This window comes from Cytobacillus horneckiae (genome assembly GCF_002835735.1).
GTDB classification, from domain to species: Bacteria; Bacillota; Bacilli; order Bacillales; family Cytobacillaceae; genus Cytobacillus; species Cytobacillus horneckiae.
On record NZ_PISD01000008.1, the window covers coordinates 1 to 23944 of the forward strand.

A 23944-nucleotide genomic window follows, 5' to 3' on the forward strand; every position below is an offset into this window, starting at 1 on the left:
TGTTTTTCTTTTTTTTATTTTCATTCGTCAAAAGAACAAACGCAGCGCTATCAAGCGTTTAATAGAAATACGGTATTAAATCTCTATGATATAATTAGAGAATTGGTTTTCCATGAATAAAAGAAATACTTAGTAAAATGAAGGGAGAGGTCAATGTTTAAGGAAAGTATAAGATTCCCATTAATATATTTTTTAGTATCAACTGTCTGGCATTTCATTTCTAATAAGGAGATAGCCTGGATAGAGAACATAATAATTTGCTTTATAATGTTCTTAATGATTATGTTTTTTCGTTGGGCAAACACACCCTTTGATTGGAAAAAGAATAATACTTAATGTTTAATATGTAAAAAGAGGCAATACTCCAATAGCGATATTGCATATATCTTATTGAACAAAAGTGATTTAGGCAAGTGGTGTATTTATTTTTAAAAATGAATTGTATGTTAACTCACGAGCTTTACCTATACATGTTATAAACTTGATTATTCACCGTTTATAGTACCGGCACTTTATATGGCATCAAAATTAGCGATAGGCAGCACTGGCTTTAATCATCTATACTCGCCTCAAATCAAGCGAAGGGGAAAAATATGATTTTTCACTTAAGAGGTTTGGCGAACTCTATAGACTATATTTTTAGCAAAGTCACATAAAGTCATTGCGCGCAGCAACTATAGAGGGTAGCTCTCTAGACAACCGTCCCGCATTTCGGTGTTCCGATTATCAAAGTTTTATAATATATTAGTACCTATATAGGAAATCATGCGAAAATCGGATAGAATAAGTAGTAAATTGATGGGACAAGGGGATTTTTTTATGGTTCAAACAGTGGAACAACAGATAGATCGTATCGAATTATTGCAAAGGGCGACTGCCTTGCATACTTTTTTTGTGAAGAATGGCGATAATCAGGCTGCTGAAAGGGCAAAGGATCTCGTTTTGAAATTGCGTGATTCAGAATTTTCGATCGCCTTTTGCGGCCATTTTTCTGCGGGGAAATCCAGTATGATTAATCAGATTGTCGGCGATGATTTATTGCCGTCCAGTCCTATTCCAACAAGCGCCAATCTTGTAAGAGTTAAAGCAGGGGATGATTATGCAAAGGTTTTCTTTAAAGAAGGAAGGCCAAAATTGTATCCGGCGCCATATGATTACGAACGGATAAAGAAATATAGTAAAGATGGCGACCAAATTCGAACAGTAGAAATTAGCCATTCTCATACAACATTGCCGTTAAATACTGTCATTATGGATACACCAGGCATTGATTCTACTGATGATGCTCACCGGATAGCGACGGAATCCGCTCTTCACCTTGCTGATCTCGTATTTTATGTGATGGATTATAACCATGTTCAATCAGAGTTAAACTTCCTTTTTACAAAGGAATTGACTGCTGCTGGGAAGAAGGTTTATTTGATCATTAACCAAATTGATAAACATCGTGATGACGAGTTAAGTTTTTCACAATTTACAGAGAGTGTTCGTGATTCATTTGCCTCTTGGGGAGTCAACCCAGAACGGATTTTTTACACTTCATTAAAACAGAAAGACCATCGTCATAATGAATTTTCTGCGTTGCAAACATTTATGCAAGAAATGATAAATAACAAGGAAGAGCTGCTGCCGCAGTCTGTTTATCATTCATTGAACAAACTGACAGAAGAGCATCATGTTTATTTGGAAGAACAGCAGGTGGAAAAAGCGGAAAAATACGAATCGATTGTGAGCGTTTTATCGGAGGATGAGCGCGCGCTCGTATTTGAAAATGTGAAAAACTTGCAATCCGAATTGCTGGAGATTAAGCGCCTCATCGATCAAACGGAAATTGGGTTGAATAATGATATTGATGAAATTTTAAAGAATGCTTATTTAATGCCTTTTCAAACGAGAGAACTTGCTGAAAGCTATTTGGCATCACGACAATCAGATTTCAAAATGGGTCTGTTTTTTGCTAAGGCAAAAACAGAACAAGAGAGACAATCCCGCCTCCAAAGTTTATATGAGGATTTTACTGAAAAGGTACAATCCCAGATTGTATGGCATATGAAGGAATTATTCCTAAATAAGTTTAAGGAACATGAAATACATGATCCTGCTCTCATTGCGTCTGCGCAAAATTTGGAAATAAAAGTAGATTCTAAAGTGTTGTCTGACACAGTTAAAGATGGGGCTAGACTTTCTGGTGATTATGTCCTGCAATATACAAATGATGTGTCGGAAGCGGTTAAGAGAATAACGAAAACGACCTTAGCTCCTTTAAAAGAAAAGTTTATGTCCATTTTAAAAGATAAGAAAAAAACGGAGCAATTAAAAATTCAGCAGCAGCTTGAGAAACTTGAACAATATGCTGATGCAATAGTGAAGCTCAACGAACTAGCACAAAAACTTGAAAAATACAAAGTTGAATTACAGCAATTTTTAACAGGAAATTATCAGCATGATTTGTATAAGAGAGAAATGGAGCAGCTGCTTTTAGACACAGCGGAAGAAGTAGATATCGTTCGTCAAGGGGAAGAAGAGACAATTGAACAAACCACAAATGTAATCAGCGATGACACAATAGAGGAAGCCGCAGCTGCCGGAGGAGTGAATGAAGAAACAACAGCTCACTTAATTAGCAAATTAAGATTCACTTCAAAATCAATTAGTGGTATTCCAGGCTTTAAAAAGATTTCTGAGGAGCTGATTGAGAAGGCAGATAGACTGGAGAATCGTCAATTTACTGTTGCCTTATTTGGTGCTTTCAGTGCGGGTAAATCATCGTTTGCTAATGCATTAATTGGGGAGAAGCTATTACCTGTGTCTCCCAATCCTACAACCGCTGCAATAAATAAAATAATGCCAGTAACTGATAATAATCAGCATGGAACTGTGCGCGTCTATGTGAAGGAATCCGCTGTTATGTTTGCAGATCTTAATCGCTCCTTGAGCGTTTTTAACAAGCAGGCTGCAAGCTTTGATGAAGCGAAGGCGAAAATAAAAAGCATTCTTGAGGGCAAACACGATTTTGATGCAAATGAAAAAACGCACTATGCCTTTTTAGCAGCGTTTTCTAGAGGCTATGATGATTTTAAGGATACGCTCGGTACAGTGATTGTAACAGACCTCAAGCAATTCACAGACTATGTTGCCAAAGAGGAAAAGTCATGCTTTGTTGAGATGATTGAAGTGTACTATGATTGTGCGTTAACTAGAAAAGGCATCACTCTTGTTGACACGCCGGGTGCAGATTCAATCAATGCCCGCCATACTGGTGTTGCGTTTGATTATATTAAAAATTCAGATGCGATTTTATTTGTCACCTATTATAATCATGCTTTTTCAAAAGCAGATCGTGAATTTTTAATCCAGTTAGGTCGTGTGAAAGATTCATTCGAGCTCGATAAAATGTTTTTTGTCGTAAATGCGATTGATTTAGCAAATAATGATGATGAAAAAAACGACGTATTACAATATGTGAATGAACAGTTAATTCAATATGGTATAAGAAAGCCCAGCTTATTCGGACTGTCAAGTTTACAAGCGCTCCAGGAAAAATTGGGCAAGGCAAGCGGACAATCGGGCATTCAAGCATTTGAAAACAGCTTCTATTCCTTTATTAATCAAGACTTAATGTCTATATCTGTATCTGCTGCTGAGCTTGAATGGCAGCGTGTGCTTTCTCAGCTGCAAGCCTTTATTATCTCTTCTCAAGAAAGCAAAGAAGAAAAAGAAGCGAAAAGAAGACAGTTATTATTAGAGCAAGATGAAGTGAAGCAATTAATCCAGAAAGATGATGTGAATTTACTTGTTCAAAGCCTTCATCAAGAAGCGGATGAACTCGTTTTTTACATTAAACAGCGTGTGTTTTTACGTTTTGGCGATTTTCTTAAAGAAGCCTTCAACCCTGCACAGCTGAAAGATGATGGCAGAGATTTAAAGAAAGCATTGCAAGTGGCATTAAATGACTTTTTACAAAGCTTTGGCTTTGATTTTGCACAAGAGCTGCGGGCAACGACGCTGCGTCTTGAGGTTTATATTGGCAAACAACAGCAGCAGGCCTATGAGCGATTAACGAATATTGTGCAAGAAGTCAACCGTCAGATTACTTTTAGCAACCACGAGGTTATCCAAGTGGATGTGCTTGAATTTGAGACAGCATTTATCAACGAAAATAGAGCAAATTTCAAAAAAGCCATGTCTTTCTTCAAAAATCCGAAAGCATTTTTTGAGAAAAACGAAAGAAGATTGCTGGCTGAGGAGCTCGAAAAAGCGCTACAGCAGCCTGCTGATGATTATTTGCAAAAAGCCAATATCCTTTTAAAGGATTACTATGAAAGCATGCTGAAACAAGAACATGAAAGATTAATCGCCTCATTCGTCCAGCAATTGGATGAATATTATGAAGGAATGACAGCTGCATTAACGGCTGACTTCCCAATTGAAACGATTATTTCATTAGAAGAACGCTTGAAAGCTTACTAAATAATGGAAGGAGTGTACAGAATGGATACGGATCGTTTCCATGTATGTGCAACCTGTGTAAACTTCCTAGCGGTAAAAAAAGAAAATCGCATGTTTTATTTTTGTGATCGGTTAGGCTATGAAACAAAGCCGAACTATAAGTTTAATTGCTGGACACCGAAAGAACATGTGAAAAATTTGATGCGTAAACGGATGGAGGAGGACATTGATGAAGAATCTAGTTGATGCCGCATGGGTGAAGGAACATATTGAAGAAATTAGAGTAGTTGATTGCCGCTTTAATTTGGCAAATCGTGCAGAAGGGCAAGAAAAGTATAGGCAAGACCATATTCCCGGCGCCGTGTATTTTCATCTTGAAGAGGATTTGTCAGGCACAGTCTCAATACATGGTGGCCGTCATCCCCTTCCATCTGTCGAGCAGCTAACTGCCTCACTACAGAAGGCTGGAATTTCCAATGGTACAACCATTGTGGTATATGACGGCGGAGAAGCTTCATTTGCCTCACGTTTTTGGTGGCTATTAAAATATGTAGGACATGAGAAAGTGTATGTTTTAGATGGGGGCTATAAAGAATGGCTAAAACACGGTTATCCAGTTGACGATATCATCCCTGCATATGATGAATCGAATTATCAGGTACAAGTTGTAAATGATATTTGTGCATCATATGAGGAAGTAAAAGAAGTCTCCTCAAACGAAACAGCTGAAGCTATTTTAATTGATTCCAGAGAAGAGCAGCGATACAAGGGGATCAATGAACCCATCGATAAAAAAGCGGGCCATATTCCTGGTGCGGTGAATAAAGTATGGACAGACGCCCTTTCTGAAGGGCGGTTTAAATCAGGAGAAGAGCAATCTAATAGATTTTCCGAATATGATAAAAATACCCCTTTGATCGTGTACTGCGGTTCAGGTGTGACCGCTTCTCCAAATTTTTTGGCATTAAAGGAAGCGGGCTTTAAAAACGTAAAACTTTATCCGGGAAGCTTCAGCGATTGGATCTCTTACGGTGACAATCCGGTTGGGACAAAAAAATAAAAAAAACTTAGGCTAAAGATAGTCTAATTAATACTTCATTCGATGTGTGGAGCGTACTTAGTCGAAGAAAAGTATTTTATTGCTAATTGTACAATTTTTTGAAGTGCGTCTCTATAAAAGTGGGGGCGCATTTCTTATTTAATTTACGACAGTATGACCCTTACCTCAAAGTTTAGAGGAAACGAAGAAGCAAAGGTGGAGGCTAACTGTCCGTAAAAGCCCGATTGGTTCAACTAACAATCAGTGAAAACCCCCACTGATTGAAGTTTCACTTTATCCTTATGGCTGTCTAAAGCTATAAAGGAAACATTAACCATAGTTGAGCAATTTGTTTAAGGACTAAGTCTACATCTAGCGGAGTCAGGCGAAGCGAGCTCCTCCACTAGGGCAAAAAAGTTCAGCTGACTACGACACAACAAGCAGTTTATTCTAAAATTATCTAGAAAAAGATCTGTGATATAATTTGAGCAATAATAGAATTGGATGAACAGGCGGGGATACATATGAAATTGGAGCGATTGATTTCTATCATCTACAAGCTGCTGAATCACGAAGTTTTGTCTGCCTCCATGCTGGCTGAAGAGTTTCAAGTTTCCCCAAGAACCATCTATCGGGATATCGAAGTGATTTGTGCTGCGGGATTTCCGGTCGTATCGTACCAGGGAACTAATGGCGGATATAGCATGATGGAAGGGTATAAAATGGATAAAAGCCTGCTTGGTTCTTACGATATCAATTCCTTGATTACTGTTCTTAGAAGCCTATCCACTGTCTTTAAAGACGAGCGTGCACAGGGGACCATTGAAAGACTGCAGGCTATTGGTCCGGAGCATCACGTCACGAGTCTGTCTGTGGATTTGGAAACCCGAAGCACGGAGCCAGAAGCGCTTCGTTATTTACGCACAGCCATTAGTGAGCGAAATATCGTCCGCTTTGATTATATCAATGCAAAGAATGAGCGGTCGATCCGTGAAATGGAACCGCTGAGACTTCATTTTAAATATCGTAATTGGTACATTTATGGGTTATGCCGAACACGGCGAGAATATCGGGAGTTCCGGTTGTCTCGGCTGCTGAATTTGTTCGTTACACAGGATACTTTTCAACCACATCAAGAGGTACCGTTAGAAGAGGTTGCCTTATCATGGAAAGATCAGACGGAGGATGTAGTGATTCGGGTAAGGACGGAGGCTTTGGCGGAAGCGATGGATCAATTTCACCTAGTTGAAAAGCAATTTCATGCTGATGGAAGTATGACGATGCGAATTCCTGTTTATAAGCCATTGGAAGCCCGGTGGCTCTGGTCCATTCTGCTAAGCTTTGGAAGTGGGGCCGAAGTTCTGGAGCCCCTACCACTCCGTGTAATCATCAAAGATCAACTTCAAAATGCGCTCAAACTTTATGAAGATGTATGACAGACTGTTGTCATATATCTTTTTTTATTATAAATATAGGAACAAAATCATAAAGTCAAAAGGAGAAGATACGAATGAAGAATTATCCAGTAGAAATGTATAACTACCACATATGGGCCAACCAAACGATACTAGGGAGAATGAAGGAACTTCCGTCCTCTGTGCTAAGCCAAGAAGTGAACAGTTCATTTCCTACTATCGCCCATGCCCTTAGTCATATCTATGCAGTTGATAAGATGTGGTATCTTGTTTTAATAGGCACTGAAATGCCAGAGGCGCTGAAAGCATGCATACCGCTGAATGAACGCATCATGAATACTGTCGATGAATACGACCATATCTTTACCCAATTATCCGAACAATACAGAGAATGGTTCCGAAGCAAGGCCGATTTGGAGCAAACCATTTTGCTTGATAACCCATTCACCGGAATTCGTGAAACACGCTTTTCGGAAATTGTAATGCATCTAGTTAATCACGGGACCTATCACAGAGGCAATGTTTCTACAATGTTGCGTCAGTTGGGCCGAGCATCCATCATGAATGACTATTCTCTTTTTTGGTATCAGGAATGTGATGAATCCATTTAATGCCTGATGCTAAAAGAGGATGAGGCAATGAAATAATCAGTGCAGTTTTCTGTCCTACGGAAGAGAGAGCCTCGATTTAATGAAATAAGGTCATCAGTATTATCTAATGCATCAGTTTGGAATTCGAGATATAGCCTTGGTTATGCACAGGATTTTGCTTTAAATTATTTGATTTTAATAGGTCGATATTTCTAAGAACAGAGAAATCGACCTTTCTATTGATTGTTCATTTTTGGTAAAGTTTATACGCGAACTAAGGTGCTTTTTTTATCATGTATCCTTGCTCATATATTAAATATTGACATAGATTTATATTCATCGTTAGAAAGGAGATGGATTATTATCAATGGAAATTGAAAATCTTATTCGGGTAAAATCGAAAGCCGATTTGAGGACTCGGCTTCATAGAAATGGTAGAAATAAGAAATATTGTTGGGTGGTAGTTAGTGTAACGCCAATTCCTGATACTCTGCTGTATTTGGACGCGGTTGAAGAAGCTTTGTGCTTTGGCTGGATTGATGGGAAACTATCTGAAACCAAACTGGCGCGAGAGACTGTCTCCTAGAAGTTTATGACAGACGAAGGAAGGAGAGTACTTCCTGAAATGGATCATAATTCTTTTAAAATAGATAGGGTTATAGAGCAAAGGCTAAAAATGGACAGGGAAGTATATGAGAATTTTTTGGCTTTTCCAGCTCTTTATAAAAGAGTGCGGATTGATACGATACAAAGCAATAAAAATCAGCAACTATTATTTAATAGCAGACTAGACAAATTTATCGCAAATACTAAGAAAAATAAAATATTCGGCCAATGGAATGATGATGGACGCCTGTTAGATTATTAAGATGCACCGGATGGAGTAAGTGAGGAATTGTTTGTTAAGTTTAATGCTATATGGGTGATAGTTGCCGCACCGATTGGCAGAATAATTACTCATTAGTATAAAGAAATTTGCCCCCCTTCCTCATCATTCACAATTTAAGGGGAGGGGCATCTTATATTTTCATATTCTCAAACTAGCTGGAAAAATAAGGTTGCCGTCTTCATTTAACGAGTGCTTTTCTCATGACTGTGATAACGTCCTTTTGGTATTACTAAAGGAGATTGCGAAATGGGATCTTCTATCACAGTGCAATCAAGCCCAAAAACTTCCTTAACTAGTTTGCTTGTAATTACTTTGGACGGGTTTCCTTCAGCAATGAGCTTTCCTTTTCGGAGTGCAAAAATATGATCTGCGTATCGTGCGGACAAATTTATATCATGAAGAACCATGACAATGGTCGTTCCGTATTTTCGATTAAGGTCTGTCAGCAAGTCTAGTATTTCAACCTGATAGGCAATATCTAGAAATGTGGTCGGTTCATCCAGAAATAATATGTCTGTTTGCTGCGTCAGTGCCATTGCAATCCAGACGCGCTGTCTTTGTCCGCCGGAAAGCTCATCAATATTTCGATTAGCAAGGTCTGTGATATCCATGATTTCCATTGCTTCGGCAACAGCCTCATAATCTTTTTTCGTCCAACTGCTGAACAAGGATTGATGCGGATACCTTCCTCGTCCGACTAAGTCAGTGACTGTAATGCCTTCAGGAACAAGCGGTGACTGAGGGAGAATCCCTAAAACTCGCGCTAGCTTTTTTGGTGGAATTTTGTCAATTGCTTTCCCATCTAAAATAACATTTCCTGATTGTGGCTTAATTAATCTTGCCATCGTTTTGAGCAATGTGGACTTTCCGCATGCGTTTGCCCCAATAATCACGTTCATTCGATTACTAGGAATTTCAACGTTTATACTATGGAGAATCGTTTTATTATCGTATCCGGCTACAATTTCTTCGGTTTGGAACTTATGTGTTGGTTTCATTATAAACTACCCTTTCGATTCATGCGGATAAGTAAGTAGAGCAAATATGGCGCCCCAAGCAAGCCAGTAATGATGCCGACTGGATATCTAACTTCAAAAGCAAATTGCCCAATTAAATCTGCTGCTAAAACTAAATTTACACCAACAAGACCAGCGGGAATAACGTTTGAATAACCAACTCCAACTAATCGTTTTGCGATCGGTCCCGAAAGGAAAGCCACAAATGCGATTGGGCCAGTGGCGGAGGTTGCAATAGCAACCATAAAGACTGAACTTAATATTAGTAATAATCTAGTCAAGCTTGTATTCAGTCCTAGTGAGGTGGCAGATTGTTCTCCTAGCTCCAATATACTTAAGTGTTTTCCTAGCACAATTACAATCGGGGCACAGAGCAACACCGTAATGATCATTGGCAGGAGAGCTGGCATTTGAGCTCCATTAAGGCTACCGCTAAGCCATCTGAGTGCGGTAGGAATATCTTCTTGTGCACCTACCATCAGCAGATAGGAAATCATGGCGCTAAGCATCGCTTGTATACCAATCCCAACGAGAATTAAACGCCCGACAGAAAACGATTTACCTTTCGAGAAGACAAAAATAAGTACGGCTGTAATAAGTCCAGCAATTACCGATGCAATAGAAACGGCCATATTGCTTGTATGCAAAATGAGAATACAAAACAGAGCTGCAACACTTGAACCCGCGGTGATCCCGAGTATATCAGGGTTTGCTAGCGGGTTGCGCAGCATCGTTTGAAACGTATTACCAGCAATCCCAAACGCCAGGCCAGCAAACAGACCTGCAACCAATCTAGGTAACCGTATTGTGTTCACCGCAAAAGACACGCCATTAAGTGATTCTCCCATCAGTGACCTCATCACATCTTGAACGGGGTAAATTGTGCTTCCCAGCATTAGCATTGCGAAACTAAGTATGCAGGCAAGTACCACCAGCAAAGCATTAACAATCATCCATCGACGACGCCTTTGACGTCTGCCATCTTTAATTACTGAAACTAAATTAGTATTATTCATAATGAACGCACTTTCATTTTTATTGCTAGTACTATTAATAAAGGAGCCCCTATAAACGCTGTCACAACACCGGCTTCGAGCTCACCGGGGCTGCCAATCAGCCTGCCGCTAACATCGGATATCGTCAATATGATGGCGCCTGAAATAGCTGACATCGGGATGACAAAGCGAAGATCGGGACCAAGTATGAGCCGTATCACGTGAGTGGCTAATAGCCCAACAAAAGCAATTGGACCCGCCAGTGCAGTTGCAGCTCCGCATAATATAACACCTGCAAAAGCCGCAACAATCCTTAGAATCCCAGTACGAACTCCCTGTCCTGTAGCTACATCATCACCTAATGCCAAAGCATTGAGAGCCGAGGCTGACATAATCGCCAACACGATACCAATGACTAGAAACGGGAGGAAGGTGAGAATGGCATTCCAGTTGGCCGAGCCGACACTGCCCACTTGCCAAAATCTGAATTGATCCATAACGTAGGAACGCGATAGCATAATGGCGCTGACTAATGAGGAAAGAGCTGCGCTTGTGGCTGCTCCGGCTAAAACAAGCTTAAGAGGCGTAGCACCAGCACGCCCCATAGATCCAATTCCGTAAACAAAAATTGCCGTAAGCATCGCTCCTACAATTGCTAACCATATATAATGAGAGGCTGTGCTGATGTTCAAAAACGCAATGCCGCATACTACAAACAATGCCGCACCTGTATTTACACCTAATATACTTGGATCAGCAATGGGGTTTCTGGTGACTGACTGCATAAGCGCTCCAGAAATACCAAGGGCAGCACCGCAAAATAAACTAAAAACGGTTCTTGGAATCCGTTCGCGGACTACACTCGCTCCGTATGATTCAATTTCTGGGTGAAACAAACCGGCTATTAGTTCATCCCATACGACTAATCGAGATCCTAAGGCCAAGGAGGCCAGCATGCATATGCAAAGTAAAACTAAAGAAATAACTAGTACTTTAGTAAAATGCTTTGGCAAATACATGCTTTGCTTTTTGGGCTTTTTAAAAACATTATTCATCAATTTTATCAATTGCATTTGCGATTAATTCAACGTACTCATCAATAGTATAAGAGATTGCAAGTGGATTAGGTGTTCCAGCAGCTGCTAGAGTTGAATTATTGCCTATGAAAACGACAGAACCTCTTTCAATGGCCTTAATTTGACCGAGACGTGAATCCGCTTTAACTGCTTCATATAAACTATCGTCCCCATACCCAATGATTATATCTGCATCGCTGAGCACATCAGCGTTCTCTGCACTTAATTGTAATGAGTAATCAGTATCATTTTCTATCATGTCTGTAATGATTTCAGGGTAATCCATCCCTAATTCTTTTAGAAAAGAAACACGAGGATCAGCAGGTGTATAAAGATGCAGGCCAGACATATCAGTCGCTGAGAAATTCACCCATGCTACTTTTTTGCCTTGCATTTCAGGGTGTTTTTCTGTTTGTTCTTTAATTAGGCTCTCTGTATCTTTAATGAGCTGTTCGCCATCTGCTTTCATGCCCATTCCTGTTGCATTAAGCATCACTTGCTCGCGCCATGAAGTTGTCCAAGGTGAGGTTGGATAAGCTACAACCGGTGCGATTTGGCTTAGAATATCATAGTCTTCCTTTGTTATTCCGGAATAAGAGGCAAGAATTACATCAGGATTGCTGTCTGAGATGGCTTCAAAGTCAAGTCCGTCCGTATCTTGAAACACATTAGGTTTGTCTACACCAAGCTCCTCCAGCTTCTGAGCTGTCCAAGGCAAAAGCCCACTATCATCCTCCACTCCAAAGTTCGCAGCAGAGAAACCTACCGGTACTACACCTAAAGCAAGTACAACATCGTGGTTTGCCCATTGAACGGTAGCTACTCGCTCCGGTTTTTCCTCAATGACCGTTTCGCCAAAAGCATGCTCAATCACAATGGGATATTCGGAGTCTGCTTCTTTAGAAGCAGAAGTCTCTTTCTCTTTCGATTCAGCATCATTTGATGTCGATAACTGGTTTGAACAACCAATTAGTGCAAACATGGCAGTTGAAACAAGTAAAAATAGAAATAAAATCGTCCTCTTTGTATTCATGTTCGTATCCTTTCTTATCTTTATATGATGTGTTTGATATCGTGCTTATGTAGTTAATAACGATAATCATTCTCAATAATTGTATAGCTTCTATGGATTTTTTGTCAATATTTTTTGAATTCTTCCCTTGCTGAATATGTTGCATAGTATAGCCCCGATTTGAGCTATTACATGGTATTATATTGTAAAAAAGTGATTATTAGGCTTTGGTATAAAGGGGGATATGATGTTTTGGCTTAATTTCTTATTATATGTATTGCTAGTTTTTATCTTCATATCATTTGTTAAAACAACTTTAAGCAAAATATTTAATATTGAGAGAGAGAAAAGAAGTTTTTTCTCATATAACCATATAAACCAGTCGCACAAAAAAAACAGCCACCCTTTTTGCTGTACTAGATTATTCAATACGTGCACTATTTGAATGGAAATATTCTCAAAATCCTAAACAATCTATTTTAACAATTAGTGAAATGCTTATATTAATAACTGTTATAGCAATAGTTATTCGATTAGACTTATTAAACATCGTATCTCAGTAGCTGTACATCTCGCATAATTTCAAACTATTAGAGTTAAGATTGTTAGATGATGGAAGCAATAACTGTGTTTATAGCCTAATCTAATTGAAATGAGATGGACTTAAAAATGGAATCTGTAAGAGGATATATTTACGATTTTATAAAAATTAATCAGCATTAAAAAATACTAATAAATATTGAAGCTCGAGGGGATACAATGTTTTGAAGAAGAAAAAGAAAAAATATTCAACTAGAAAAAGTCTGAGTTATTATACTATGATGTTTTTATACCGGAATAAGAGCTTGGTACATCAGGAGCTTTTATTTTTGTAGCACTCATAGGGGAGTAAATAGCACCAAACAAATAACCCGTTATTAGTGTATATTACCTTCTATACAAATGCCGCTTTACTATAAGGTTCATTCATGCAAATTATAAAGTCAAACAGGAAATGTAGTACTTGAATAGGATCAAACAAAGTAAAGTAGAGCTGTGAATATGTTAAAAATAAAGGCATTTCTTCTTTATGAAGAAGTGCCTTATTATTAAATAGTCCTTACAAATTTTATAAAATATAACTCTTCTATATATTTTACACAACAGAAGTTTAAGTTTGTGAGGCCACCTTCATTCCATGGGGTAAGATCTATGACTGGTTTGTATTTTGGATAACTCAAGCACTAACAAAGGTGTTCCTCTATTTTTCTAAAATTACTTTCAGCCCATTTTGAATAAGATTAGATTGAATGTGTGTCTCGCTTGTATGAGCCAATTGTTTTGATAGCTTTGATTTTAGAGGTATTAATTGTTGTTTTACTGCAATCTCTAATAGCTCTAATTGTACTAGCCATTCATCAGGGAACTCATTTAAAATGCGGTCAGTTAATAGTTCAATCTCATGAATAGAAGGCATTTTTTGATTAAGGATAGTCCTCACATCAGCGTATATTTGTTCTAAGGAATTTAATGGTGGAGCTTCTACAGTTTCTACTTCTTCAAGCGTTGCTTCTCCATGAAAATTAGCAAAGTCAGCTACGGTTGGACGAGCTGATAATACCTTTGTTCCTACAATTAAATCGTATGTTCCCCAACTGGTATCAAATAATATTTGTTCATTATACTTTACAAGACATTCTTCTAGCGTAATTAGAACAACCTTGTCGTGATTAAAGACAAAATCAGTAACATGGCCAGCTACTTCGATTCCACTTTCAAAAGTGAATTGAGCGATTTTATTGAATTCTATTCCTAACGCTTTTAATTCCTGTTCAGTTTTATTTTCTAATGAAAGGCCGCCTGTTAAATTTCCAATAGGTGCACTAAATCCATCATGATGAGTAGAAACACCATGTCCTACAATCTCATTGTTTTGAATAGAAAGTGCACTTGGCCCAGATGTTTTAACAAAAATCGCTTCTCCGTTGTCATCCTTCATGACCTCTGAAAAAACGCCAGATAACTGTATGCCAGAATCAAACTCTAAATGTGCTAGCTGACCAGATTGTATCGCTTTTTCAATACCTTCTGTTCCACCTTTTCTAAATGCCATCTTCTGACTAAATGCAGTTACGTCTTTAATCAATTGTTCAAAACTTTCAGCGACAAATAATTGATTTTGCATTGAAGTGACATCGTATTCTGTTGAAATCGCATCTTCAATCGTAAAACGCCGCTTTTTAACTTTATCAGATAAGCTATGCTTACTTTCTCCAACAGAAGATAGTAACCCTGCCCCGAAAATATTAGGATTGTTAACATCACCAATTAGTCCAAATTCGACTGTCCACCAAAAGATTCTAGAGATCAGTTCTGCTTCAGAAATGCCCGTTATTAGTTGCTGTGCTTTTTTCAATTTTTCCTTTGCTAATCTAATATCTTCTTCAGTTGAAGTATCTTTCTCCATCACAATAGATAATTCTCTTGTTGCTTCAAATATTTTATGTTCTTCTTTTGAAGCGAAGGCATTTGCTCCGATGTTTCCAATGATCTTTACAAACTCTGAGTACAATTCATCAAATAAAATAGGAGCATGGCCTGCAGCTTCGTGGATAATATCAGGTGCCGGTGTGTATTCAATATTCGTTTTCTTTCGAATATCGGTTGCTATTGGGAGGATTCCATGGGCTTGAAAGTCAAAAAATGCGGTTCCAGGAATAAGTCCATCAACTATGACAGCTGACCACCCAATACTACTTAACCTGTTCCTCATTTCTTCAACTTCAGGAATCGTATCAATATTAATCCCAGATGATGTTAATCCATCTGTAAATGCTTCATGTGCAACACCTTTAAGAAAATGATGATTCTGCCTCATAACATAACGCCAAACGGCGTGGTCTATTGGACTGTATAAATTGTAATGCTGCTCTGCAACAAATGGTCTCAGGTGTTGAGGTATAAAGGGTTCTTGAATGACTGTTTTCATATTACCTACTCCTTTTATAATTAAACGCTTTTAATCGATAAAGTAATTAGACGCGAAAAAACCTGCTAAATAAAATTATTTAGCAGGGACGAATTAATTTCGCGGTACCACCCTGTTTGTAAGTAAATGTACACTACTTACCACTCATTGAATAACGGTAAAACCGTCTAACTTAAAAAAGTTAGAAGCTCTGGAAACGTAATTCATGATATCTTTTGTACTAGCTCTCAGCACCACTAGCTCTCTTTAACAGGGAAGATGTCACTACTTCAAATCCTTCAAGGCATTTAATATTTTAATGTTCTTTACATCTTAAACGCTTTTAAGCATTAAAGTCAATCCGTTTTTTCTTTAGATTAGGAATGGTTTTTAAGGAACTGCATGCTCTGATGGCAAAAGCAGGAGGTTAAAGCTTCAAAGGACAGCTTGTTTTTTGCTGCTGAAACCTATTTTAATATTGGACTAAAGCAGCAATTAAGCTGAAGAAGGATATCAAACCATATTTGAGAATTAATTAAAATTGAGCTCACAGCCTTTTTGATGGTACGATTTTCCGTTAGTCAATTTTAAATTTAAAAAAGAATGATTGATTGCCTATAATTAATCGAAAATTTCATTAAAAAAAATTGTTAACCTGAATAAATGAGTTGATAACGTGATTGAAATAATTACCAATAAACTTGTAGTATCTTTTCTGCTAGTCCTTTATATGCAGTTCTAATTTGGACATACATCGAAAGTATGTTGTTGGGGAAAAGGTGGATGATACAGGATCCTATGGCCTCTAAGGCTGCAATAAATGATATAAAATCGTAGCAGCAATCAGTTGGTTATGGTCACCTTGTTCCACTTGATCTTTTTGTTTAATTAGATAGTTTTGAAAGAGGAAGTATTAACATCCTTTTATTTTTCTAACCTAAACAATTTGAAATGATTATGCAAATAATTGGATAATAAGGTAATTATTGATGGATAGGGATTGAATGATTGCACTTATGAACTATTTCAAAAGCCTCCCAATTGTGACGGATTACATAAGTTATTAGATATGAAATAAATTGATTACACATTGATATTACCTTACTTTACGTTTATTCAAATTCCTATTAGATGTCAAGTAACACTCTAGAGGAAAGTACTTAAGAGCATTTCTTTTAGACGAGAAATGCATTTTTTTTATTGTGATAAATGAGCATCATTTAGATGGAAATTTCAGAAGAGTTTTACAATATTATAGTTATATAGTTTTAATTTTAAAAAACTTAACACAAACATCCAATTTTTTTGTATAATAACTTTAAATTGAGTATAAATATTTAATTGATTTCTTTTTTAGTATAATATATACTACTAAATAACTGTAACGTATTGGTTATAATTAAGCCCCTTTTAATCAGTTTTTTGCTAAAAACTGAAACGTTAGAGTTTTTTTGTTTTGCTGAAATTTTCTAACAAAAAACTTTTACTAATCATAGAGGTTTAGCAAGATAATCGCATCTATGTATGTATTCTTCCACTAATGGATGAATGTAGCTATTTAGCTACATGCATAATTAGTTGAAGAAGGAAGATGCTAAAGAATGGAAGGGGGGAATTGTAACTATAATAGATTAAATTTTCTCACGATAGTACTTAGTGTTTTAAGTAATAATCTATTAATAATATAAGAATATAGCAATCTATGTTACATCGCTTAATCTTTTATAAGAACGGGGGACCCAATATTTACGGCGGAACTTTCCGCTTGGGGTGAATCCTTAAATGGAAGGGCTTACTGTTTCCCATAGCCCTAACCCGAAAGCTAACCTCGTCAGCGTTTAAGGAAACAAAAGAGTAAATGATATAGTGTGAATTGACACAATCGGTGTCTTTTTTTTGGTCAATTCTCGTTTGTATTCAAATCATCTTTGTTTTCCTTGCCTAAGAACATATGTCTAACTTAAATGAAGGTAGGGTAATTGATGAAAAAATTTAAATTAAGTCTAGCTAATCAAATTTTTATTGGTCTAATTTTAGGTATTATAGTTGGCGGTATTTTCTACGGAAGTGAAACAGCACAAAGTGTGTTACAACCATTTGGTGATCTATTTATTCGTTTGATTAAAATGATTGTTGTGCCAATTGTACTCTCAACGATTATTGTTGCAATTGCTGGTGTGGGGGATTTGAAATCAGTTGGTAAGCTTGGTGGTAAATCATTAGCATATTTTATTGGTATGACAATGGTTGCAATCGTAGTTGGCCTCATTGCTGGTAATGTCATTCAGCCTGGTGCTGGTCTAAATATGGAAAGCCTGCAGCAAGATGATATTTCAAGCTATGTCCAAACAAATGAAGAGCAAGAAGGCAAGTCTATAGTGGATACAATGTTGCATATCGTACCTACAAATCCGGTACAAGCGATGGTTGAAGGCGATATGTTAGCGATCATTTTCTTTGCTGTTGTATTTGGTCTCGGAATTGCAGCAATTGGTGAGAAAGGAAAACCAGTACTGAGATTCTTCGACGGCATGGCAAAGGCTATGTTCTATGTCACAAACCTATTCATGAAATATGCACCAATTGGCGTGTTTGCATTAATTGGTGTAACAATCTCTAAGTACGGTTTTGCATCACTGATTCCTTTAGGTAAGTTAGCTCTTACTGTATATGGGTCAATGATATTTTTTGTTATTGTCATATTAGGTTTAATGGCTAAAATAGTTGGATTTAACATCTTTACATTATTAAAGATGATTAAAGAAGAGCTAATATTGGCATTTTCAACAGCGAGTTCGGAAACAGTGCTTCCAAGAATTATGGACAAAATGGAGAGAGCGGGAAGCCCGAAACACATTGCTTCCTTCGTTATCCCAACGGGTTATTCTTTTAACCTAGATGGGTCGGTTTTATATCAAGCAATTGCATCATTATTTATTGCACAAATGTTTGGTATTGAACTAAGCATCGGACAACAAATTACTTTAATGTTAGTTTTAATGGTTACATCTAAAGGAATGGCTGGCGTACCAGGCGTATCCTTTGTTGTATTACTAGCTACATTTAGTACGATTGGATTACCTGCTGAAGGGTTAGCGTTTATTGCTGGTATCGATCGTATTCTTGATATGGGTCGCACCGCAGTTAACGTGGTAGGGAACTCACTTGCAGCGATTGTTGTTGCTAAGTGGGAAGGTCAATTTAACCCACCATTAAAAGAAAACATTAAACAAGCTTCATAATAAAATTTTATAAACACTAACAAATCTGATGCATTCATTTTTGTTAGTGTTTTTTTTATCCAGATTAACAGGCAGTAAGCCCCCACTTCAAGTTTAGAGGAATCGAAGAAGCATGGGTGGTGGCTAACTGCCCGTAAAAGCCCGATTGGTTCAACTAACAATCAGTGGGGATGAAGGGAAACCAGAACGATTATAAAACTGAGATTGCTCTTTTCGCATTCGACAGGTTAGGTAGCAATAATCTAATATTTGTAAATAAAAATTCATTTTCAAATAACGAAAGCGTAACTTTGTATTTAGAAAACTATACTAATACCCAGATGTTGACTGGACACCGGAAAGTGTCATATAATTATGACACTAAATGGTGACTAATATATAAGAGGGGGGAAGGATTTTGAGCAATACTTACCAAGAGCGTGATGTTTATATAGCCATTGCAGATCCAACAAGACGTAAATTAATACGTTTGTTGGCAGATTCAGAGGAGTTACCCCTTTACGAACTAACTCCTCATTTTCAAATAGGGCGTACGGCTGTTTCTAAACACTTGGCTATTCTTAAGGAAGCTGATTTAGTAACTAACCGTAAAATAGGCAGAGAAACAAGGTATCGACTAAATGCAGCTCCCTTACAGGAAGTTAAAGATTGGTTATCATTTTATGAGAAGTTTTGGAATGAAAGAGCGATATTACTAAAGAATATATTGGAGGAATAAATAATGGCGGATTTATTATTAGATTTTCAATTTAAAAGTCCTATCAATAAGGTATGGAACGCCTTAACCCATTCAGATACTCTTGCACAATGGGTAATGGAAAATAACTTTAAACCAATCGTAGGATACAAATGTCAATTTCGAAATGAAGAAATAGGTTTAATTGTAAATAGTGAAGTATTGGTAGTTGACAAGCCTTATAAGTTATCTTATACGTGGGTAGGTGGCCCGATAAACACAATCGTCACATGGACATTAAAACAGGAGGGTGAAACAACCTACTTACATCTTGAACAATCAGGATTCGCAAAAGAAAATCAAGCGTTCAATGGTGCGAAATATGGCTGGTCAAGTATGGTAGATGAATTAAAAAAATTACTATAAGAACAGTTATACTTGATCAGCTTTGCATCGTAACATCCTAGATCCTATACTGAGCTGTTTATAGTGAAAGACTAATTTTTTTGTTTAAGAGGGAATAAATCAAGATGCCTTTTTACTGAAAGACGAAGCATGCTTTCTAAGTGGGATATTGAAAATGATAAATATTCATGTGGCAGAATATATTTGGAAAATATTTGCCTGTCAGCTGATTGATAAAAGTAAAGAGGTGTGTTCCAAAATGACAAATAGTAGATTGAATCCTAAGGTGGATGAATTTTTAAGTGAAACTAAAAAGTGGAAGGAAGAATTTGAGAACTTGAGAAATATCGTTCTTGAATGTGAGCTGACTGAAGAATTTAAGTGGATGCATCCTTGTTACACGTTTGAGAAAAAAAACATAGTTTTAATACATGGATTTAAAGAATACTGTGCACTACTGTTTCATAAAGGTGAATGGTTAAAGGACCCCAATGGAATTCTAATCCAACAAACGGAGAATGTGCAGGCGGCACGCCAGATTCGGTTCACCAATGTTCAAGAAATAGTTGAACTGGAACCCATCTTGAAAGCCTATATATATGAAGCCATTGAAGTTGAAAAAGCTGGTTTGGAAGTGAAAAAAAAGCATAAAGAAATGATCATTCCGGAAGAACTTCAAAATAAATTCGAAGAAATCCCTGCCTTGAAAACAGCTTTTGAAGCACTGACGCCGGGACGGCAAAGAGCTTACATTCTTTATTTTTCTCAACCGAAACAATCTAAAACTCGAGACTCAAGAATTGAAAAATATATGCAGAAAATTCTCGCTGGAAAGGGATTAAATGATTGCACTTGTGGACTATCTCAAAAGCTGCCCAACTGTGACGGATCGCATAAGTTATTAGATAAGAAAACAAATTAATCAATCTTTAAGTCATCCTTTGCGTTCATTCGACCTCCTGTAAGATGTAAGGCGATACTCTTAATTGGAAAAATAAAAAGTGATTGTTAATGTATAATCAGCCTATCGTATAACAGTCTTACGCATTACGAATTAAGAAAAGAGAAATACTGCATACAAAAGCATGCTCTTTGGCTTTTTGCTGAAGGGTACACTTTTCTATTACTAACGGGGGACATGCATAAAAAAACAGAAGCTCCTTTTCTTCAGATTATCGCTGGCGTTTCTTCATTACGAAGGAACGCTTTTTTTTATGTCATAAACAGTGTCAGGTGACCGCCATTATTATAGAGTTAAAACCGTCAAAGTGTACAATAAGAATCACTAGTATATTTACTAGTTAGTGTGTAGCTTATTATATTAGCGGTGCTCCTTTATTATCAGGAAATGAGGCTGCTAAATTATTTAACGGTATTTATTATAGTAGAATAAAAAAGAGTAAAATGACTGCTACGGATTTTAGTTGTAGGCTCTTAGTTTCTTGTTTTAGGAATAAGTTTAGTTGAACCAGTTGTAGCTCGATCACCTCTTAGCCTTTCGGAGAAAAAAAGATTGTGCTATTATTTAGGAGGTATCTCATTTAGGAGAAGCTTAATCAGAAGGTTCATAAATAAGGAGAAATGATATTTTTCTTTATAACAGTTTTACCTTCATAAATGTAGAAGATAGGCGAGGCGAAATTAAAATGTTAAATGATAAGGTAAGGATTGAAAGCGATTTCTTAGGATCAAAGGAAGTACCTTTAGATGCATATTACGGGGTCCAAACTTTACGTGCAGTCGAAAACTTTCCAATAACAGGCTATCGTATTCATGAAGATTTAATTAAAGCGTTGGCAATTGTTAAAAAAGCAGCTGCATTAGCCAATATGGATACTAAGAGATTGTATGAAGGACTTGGTAAGGTGATCATTCAGGCAGCAGACGAAGTGATTGCTGGCAAATGGCATGACCATTTTATCGTGGATCCAATCCAAGGTGGTGCAGGTACATCCATGAATATGAATGCAAACGAAGTCATTGCAAATCGCGCTTTAGAATTACTTGGGGAAAATAAAGGAGACTATGCTCTCCATTTAAGTCCAAATAGTCATGTGAACATGTCACAATCAACAAACGATGTTTTCCCGACTGCCATTCATATCGCCACACTTAATTTACTCGAAAAATTATTAAATACGATGCAAGATATGCTTGCAACTTTTAAGAAAAAAGCACAACAATTCGACCATGTCATTAAAATGGGTAGGACACATCTCCAAGATGCGGTTCCAATCCGTCTTGGTCAAGAGTTTGAAGCATATAGCCGTGTAATAGCGCGCGATATTAAACGGATACAACAATCTCGCCAGCATTTATATGAAATAAATATGGGCGCAACAGCTGTGGGAACAGGATTGAATGCAGACCCTCGTTATATTGAAAATGTCGTTAAGCATTTGGCGAATATTAGTGGTCTTCCACTCGTTGGGGCAGAGCATCTCGTTGATGCAACACAAAATACAGACGCTTATACAGAAGTCTCTGCTGCATTAAAAGTATGCATGATGAATATGTCTAAAATCGCGAATGACTTGCGTTTAATGGCATCGGGTCCTCGCGCAGGTCTTGCGGAAATTAGCTTGCCTGCTCGTCAGCCAGGCTCATCTATTATGCCAGGGAAAGTCAATCCAGTTATGCCTGAAATGATTAATCAAGTAGCATTCCAAGTCATTGGCAATGATCATACCATATGCCTTGCTTCTGAAGCGGGGCAGCTTGAACTAAATGTTATGGAGCCTGTCCTTGTGTTCAACTTGCTTCAATCAATCAGTATTATGAACAATGCCTTTCGTGCCTTTACAGACTATTGTCTGGCAGGGATTGAAGCTAACGAGGATCGTCTAAAAGATTATGTGGAAAATAGTGCAGGGATTATTACTGCAGTCAATCCGCATATTGGATATGAAGTGGCAGCACGTATCGCAAGGGAAGCGATTATGGAGGGGAAATCCGTACGTGAACTATGCCTGAAGTATGATGTATTAACCGAAGAAGAACTGGACCTTATTTTAAATCCTTATGAAATGACAAATCCTGGTATCTCAGGAGTGTCTCTATTTGACCGGGATTAAATAAGTTTTATCGTAGATTAACGGGCAGTAAGCCTGTATCTAAAAGTTTAGAGGAATCGAAGAAATTTTGGCGGGGGGATAATTGCCCGTAAAAGCCCGCACGTAGCTTAATGATAAAAATTTCTTTTGGAGTCATACTTATATATTTGCTCCTAAAGTTAAAATATCTTATAGAAGTTAATTATAAAGTATTCTCTCCGCTAAGTTTAATGTGTAGACAGTATGGTTACAGAAGAATTATATCTATCTGATAGAGCTGCAGGCAACTGCAGTTCTTTTATGTTAACGTTAGTATTCTTTGTCAGCTTACGCATGTATTTGAATTGAATCAATTTTTTTATTATTCGTCTTTATGGGAGGAGTGAGATAATAGGATACTCTTAAAAGGACTAGAACGAGGGTTCTTCCTTTTTTAGAGTAGCTTAAATGATAAGTGAACGAAAAAACTTATGAAATAACGTTCATTAGTTCATGGTTTTGGTGAAGTGAGACTATTGATTAGAGTTTAGCACCATGCAAATGTGCATTTTTTATGCAGTTTATTCAACATTGACAAGGGTAGGATATAATTGTAGACCAAAAACAAGGAGGATATATTATGGAAAAACAACAATCTTTAGAACAGTGTATCAAATCTTGTTTAGAATGTATGGAGGCATGTAATATTTGCTATGATAGTTGTTTAAAGGAAGAAGACTTAAAAATGATGGTATCTTGTATCCGCTTGGATAGGGAATGTGCAGATATTTGTGCCCTCGCAGTAAAATCTATGCAATCCAATAGTCCATTTGTTAATCAAATTTGTATATTATGTGCTGAAATTTGCGAGGCTTGTGGAAATGAGTGTAAAAATCATCATCATGAACATTGTCAGAAATGTGCTGAAGCTTGCTTTAAATGCGCAGAAGAATGTCGTAAATTTGCTGCTTAATTAGGTGGATTTCATTATATATATTTAGCAAAAACAGACTGCTTTGACTGTTTAAGCTGTAAACACCCCCCATTATGAAATGGGGGGTGTTGGTTTGGTGGAAAAAGATTAAAGGGCATTTTTGCATCATTTCTCGATATTTGTTAACTATGATTATTAAGAGAAATGGATGGCAATGAAAGGAGGTA

The 23944-nt window shown here is 37.3% G+C and carries 17 protein-coding genes, 1 pseudogene, 1 riboswitch and 1 other annotated feature; of the genes and pseudogenes, 13 read left to right on the forward strand and 5 right to left on the reverse strand.

The genetic code is table 11. The features are described from left to right. The first annotated feature begins 819 nt into the window (after window positions 1-819). From CWS20_RS03210 to CWS20_RS03235, 6 genes and pseudogenes are all read left to right on the forward strand, one after another. Window positions 820-4470 (forward strand): dynamin family protein, encoded by a 3651-nt coding sequence (locus CWS20_RS03210; RefSeq protein ID WP_066200395.1) that lies wholly within the window; start codon window positions 820-822, stop codon window positions 4468-4470. 21 nt (window positions 4471-4491) lie between these two features. Continuing rightward, a complete protein-coding gene (locus CWS20_RS03215; protein WP_066200392.1) occupies window positions 4492-4695 on the forward strand; it encodes a hypothetical protein in 204 nt (67 codons plus the stop codon). After that, the gene (locus CWS20_RS03220; protein WP_066200390.1) at window positions 4679-5509 is read left to right on the forward strand and encodes a sulfurtransferase; all 831 of its coding nucleotides are present in this window, start codon (window positions 4679-4681) and stop codon (window positions 5507-5509) included. Before CWS20_RS03215 ends, CWS20_RS03220 begins: the two co-directional genes overlap by 17 nt. Before the next feature lie 503 nt (window positions 5510-6012). Further along, a complete protein-coding gene (locus CWS20_RS03225; RefSeq protein WP_066200388.1) occupies window positions 6013-6924 on the forward strand; it encodes a helix-turn-helix transcriptional regulator in 912 nt (303 codons plus the stop codon). A 74-nt stretch (window positions 6925-6998) separates the two neighbouring features. Continuing rightward, the gene (locus CWS20_RS03230) at window positions 6999-7514 is read left to right on the forward strand and encodes a DinB family protein (protein WP_066200385.1); all 516 of its coding nucleotides are present in this window, start codon (window positions 6999-7001) and stop codon (window positions 7512-7514) included. Between the two features lie 346 nt (window positions 7515-7860). Next, window positions 7861-8361, forward strand: a pseudogene (locus tag CWS20_RS03235) (YdeI/OmpD-associated family protein). 203 nt (window positions 8362-8564) lie between these two features. Here the strand turns inward: CWS20_RS03235 and CWS20_RS03240 are convergent. Genes CWS20_RS03240 through CWS20_RS03255 form a run of 4 tightly spaced genes read right to left on the reverse strand, consistent with a single transcriptional unit; the run spans window position 8565 to window position 12502 of the window. After that, window positions 8565-9380, reverse strand: a complete 816-nt coding sequence (locus CWS20_RS03240; RefSeq protein ID WP_066200384.1) for an ABC transporter ATP-binding protein — start codon at window positions 9378-9380, stop codon at window positions 8565-8567. Continuing rightward, window positions 9380-10414 (reverse strand): FecCD family ABC transporter permease, encoded by a 1035-nt coding sequence (locus CWS20_RS03245; protein WP_083957462.1) that lies wholly within the window; start codon window positions 10412-10414, stop codon window positions 9380-9382. Before CWS20_RS03245 ends, CWS20_RS03240 begins: the two co-directional genes overlap by 1 nt. Beyond that, window positions 10411-11448 (reverse strand): FecCD family ABC transporter permease, encoded by a 1038-nt coding sequence (locus CWS20_RS03250; RefSeq protein ID WP_066201840.1) that lies wholly within the window; start codon window positions 11446-11448, stop codon window positions 10411-10413. The genes CWS20_RS03245 and CWS20_RS03250 overlap by 4 nt, the downstream gene beginning before the upstream one ends. After that, the gene (locus tag CWS20_RS03255; protein ID WP_066200379.1) at window positions 11441-12502 is read right to left on the reverse strand and encodes an iron-siderophore ABC transporter substrate-binding protein; all 1062 of its coding nucleotides are present in this window, start codon (window positions 12500-12502) and stop codon (window positions 11441-11443) included. The genes CWS20_RS03250 and CWS20_RS03255 overlap by 8 nt, the downstream gene beginning before the upstream one ends. 407 nt (window positions 12503-12909) lie before the next feature. On the opposite strand from CWS20_RS03255, the gene CWS20_RS28555 reads away from it, so the two are divergent. Beyond that, window positions 12910-13044, forward strand: a complete 135-nt coding sequence (locus CWS20_RS28555; RefSeq protein ID WP_241504140.1) for a DUF4181 domain-containing protein — start codon at window positions 12910-12912, stop codon at window positions 13042-13044. Between the two features lie 677 nt (window positions 13045-13721). Here the strand turns inward: CWS20_RS28555 and CWS20_RS03265 are convergent. After that, window positions 13722-15449, reverse strand: a complete 1728-nt coding sequence (locus CWS20_RS03265) for an aromatic amino acid hydroxylase (RefSeq protein WP_066200376.1) — start codon at window positions 15447-15449, stop codon at window positions 13722-13724. Between the two features lie 81 nt (window positions 15450-15530). After that, window positions 15531-15740 (reverse strand) — a binding site (T-box leader). 1389 nt (window positions 15741-17129) lie between these two features. Next, window positions 17130-17280, forward strand: a riboswitch (cyclic di-AMP (ydaO/yuaA leader). Window positions 17281-17410: 130 nt separating this feature from the next. Here CWS20_RS03265 and CWS20_RS03270 point away from each other — a divergent pair. The 6 genes from CWS20_RS03270 to CWS20_RS03300 all read left to right on the forward strand — a co-directional run bounded on the left by CWS20_RS03270 (window position 17411) and on the right by CWS20_RS03300 (window position 23756). Then, entirely contained in the window at window positions 17411-18670 is a 1260-nt protein-coding gene (locus tag CWS20_RS03270; protein WP_066200373.1) for a cation:dicarboxylate symporter family transporter, read from the forward strand. Between the two features lie 397 nt (window positions 18671-19067). Further along, window positions 19068-19388, forward strand: a complete 321-nt coding sequence (locus tag CWS20_RS03280; RefSeq protein ID WP_066200370.1) for an ArsR/SmtB family transcription factor — start codon at window positions 19068-19070, stop codon at window positions 19386-19388. A 3-nt stretch (window positions 19389-19391) separates the two neighbouring features. After that, window positions 19392-19772: an SRPBCC family protein gene (locus CWS20_RS03285; protein ID WP_066200367.1), complete on the forward strand. Its 381-nt coding sequence runs from the start codon at window positions 19392-19394 to the stop codon at window positions 19770-19772. A gap of 238 nt (window positions 19773-20010) precedes the next feature. Continuing rightward, the gene (locus CWS20_RS03290; RefSeq protein WP_083957516.1) at window positions 20011-20673 is read left to right on the forward strand and encodes a DUF1801 domain-containing protein; all 663 of its coding nucleotides are present in this window, start codon (window positions 20011-20013) and stop codon (window positions 20671-20673) included. Between the two features lie 724 nt (window positions 20674-21397). Further along, on the forward strand, window positions 21398-22825 hold the full coding sequence (aspA, locus tag CWS20_RS03295) for an aspartate ammonia-lyase (RefSeq protein WP_066200364.1): 1428 nt from the start codon (window positions 21398-21400) through the stop codon (window positions 22823-22825). A gap of 598 nt (window positions 22826-23423) precedes the next feature. Then, window positions 23424-23756, forward strand: a complete 333-nt coding sequence (locus CWS20_RS03300) for a four-helix bundle copper-binding protein (protein WP_066200362.1) — start codon at window positions 23424-23426, stop codon at window positions 23754-23756. The last annotated feature ends 188 nt before the right edge of the window (window positions 23757-23944 follow it).

Bases quoted from the DNA above. Each gene is read 5' to 3' on its own strand.
- CWS20_RS03210 (WP_066200395.1), top strand. From the start codon at position 820: ATGGTTCAAACAGTGGAACAACAGATAGATCGTATCGAATTATTGCAA.
- CWS20_RS03215 (WP_066200392.1), top strand. From the start codon at position 4,492: ATGGATACGGATCGTTTCCATGTATGTGCAACCTGTGTAAACTTCCTA.
- CWS20_RS03220 (WP_066200390.1), top strand. From the start codon at position 4,679: ATGAAGAATCTAGTTGATGCCGCATGGGTGAAGGAACATATTGAAGAA.
- CWS20_RS03225 (WP_066200388.1), top strand. From the start codon at position 6,013: ATGAAATTGGAGCGATTGATTTCTATCATCTACAAGCTGCTGAATCAC.
- CWS20_RS03230 (WP_066200385.1), top strand. From the start codon at position 6,999: ATGAAGAATTATCCAGTAGAAATGTATAACTACCACATATGGGCCAAC.
- CWS20_RS03240 (WP_066200384.1), bottom strand. From the start codon at position 9,380: ATGAAACCAACACATAAGTTCCAAACCGAAGAAATTGTAGCCGGATAC.
- CWS20_RS03245 (WP_083957462.1), bottom strand. From the start codon at position 10,414: ATGAATAATACTAATTTAGTTTCAGTAATTAAAGATGGCAGACGTCAA.
- CWS20_RS03250 (WP_066201840.1), bottom strand. From the start codon at position 11,448: ATGAATAATGTTTTTAAAAAGCCCAAAAAGCAAAGCATGTATTTGCCA.
- CWS20_RS03255 (WP_066200379.1), bottom strand. From the start codon at position 12,502: ATGAATACAAAGAGGACGATTTTATTTCTATTTTTACTTGTTTCAACT.
- CWS20_RS03265 (WP_066200376.1), bottom strand. From the start codon at position 15,449: ATGAAAACAGTCATTCAAGAACCCTTTATACCTCAACACCTGAGACCA.
- CWS20_RS03270 (WP_066200373.1), top strand. From the start codon at position 17,411: ATGAAAAAATTTAAATTAAGTCTAGCTAATCAAATTTTTATTGGTCTA.
- CWS20_RS03285 (WP_066200367.1), top strand. From the start codon at position 19,392: ATGGCGGATTTATTATTAGATTTTCAATTTAAAAGTCCTATCAATAAG.
- CWS20_RS03290 (WP_083957516.1), top strand. From the start codon at position 20,011: ATGACAAATAGTAGATTGAATCCTAAGGTGGATGAATTTTTAAGTGAA.
- aspA (WP_066200364.1), top strand. From the start codon at position 21,398: ATGTTAAATGATAAGGTAAGGATTGAAAGCGATTTCTTAGGATCAAAG.
- CWS20_RS03300 (WP_066200362.1), top strand. From the start codon at position 23,424: ATGGAAAAACAACAATCTTTAGAACAGTGTATCAAATCTTGTTTAGAA.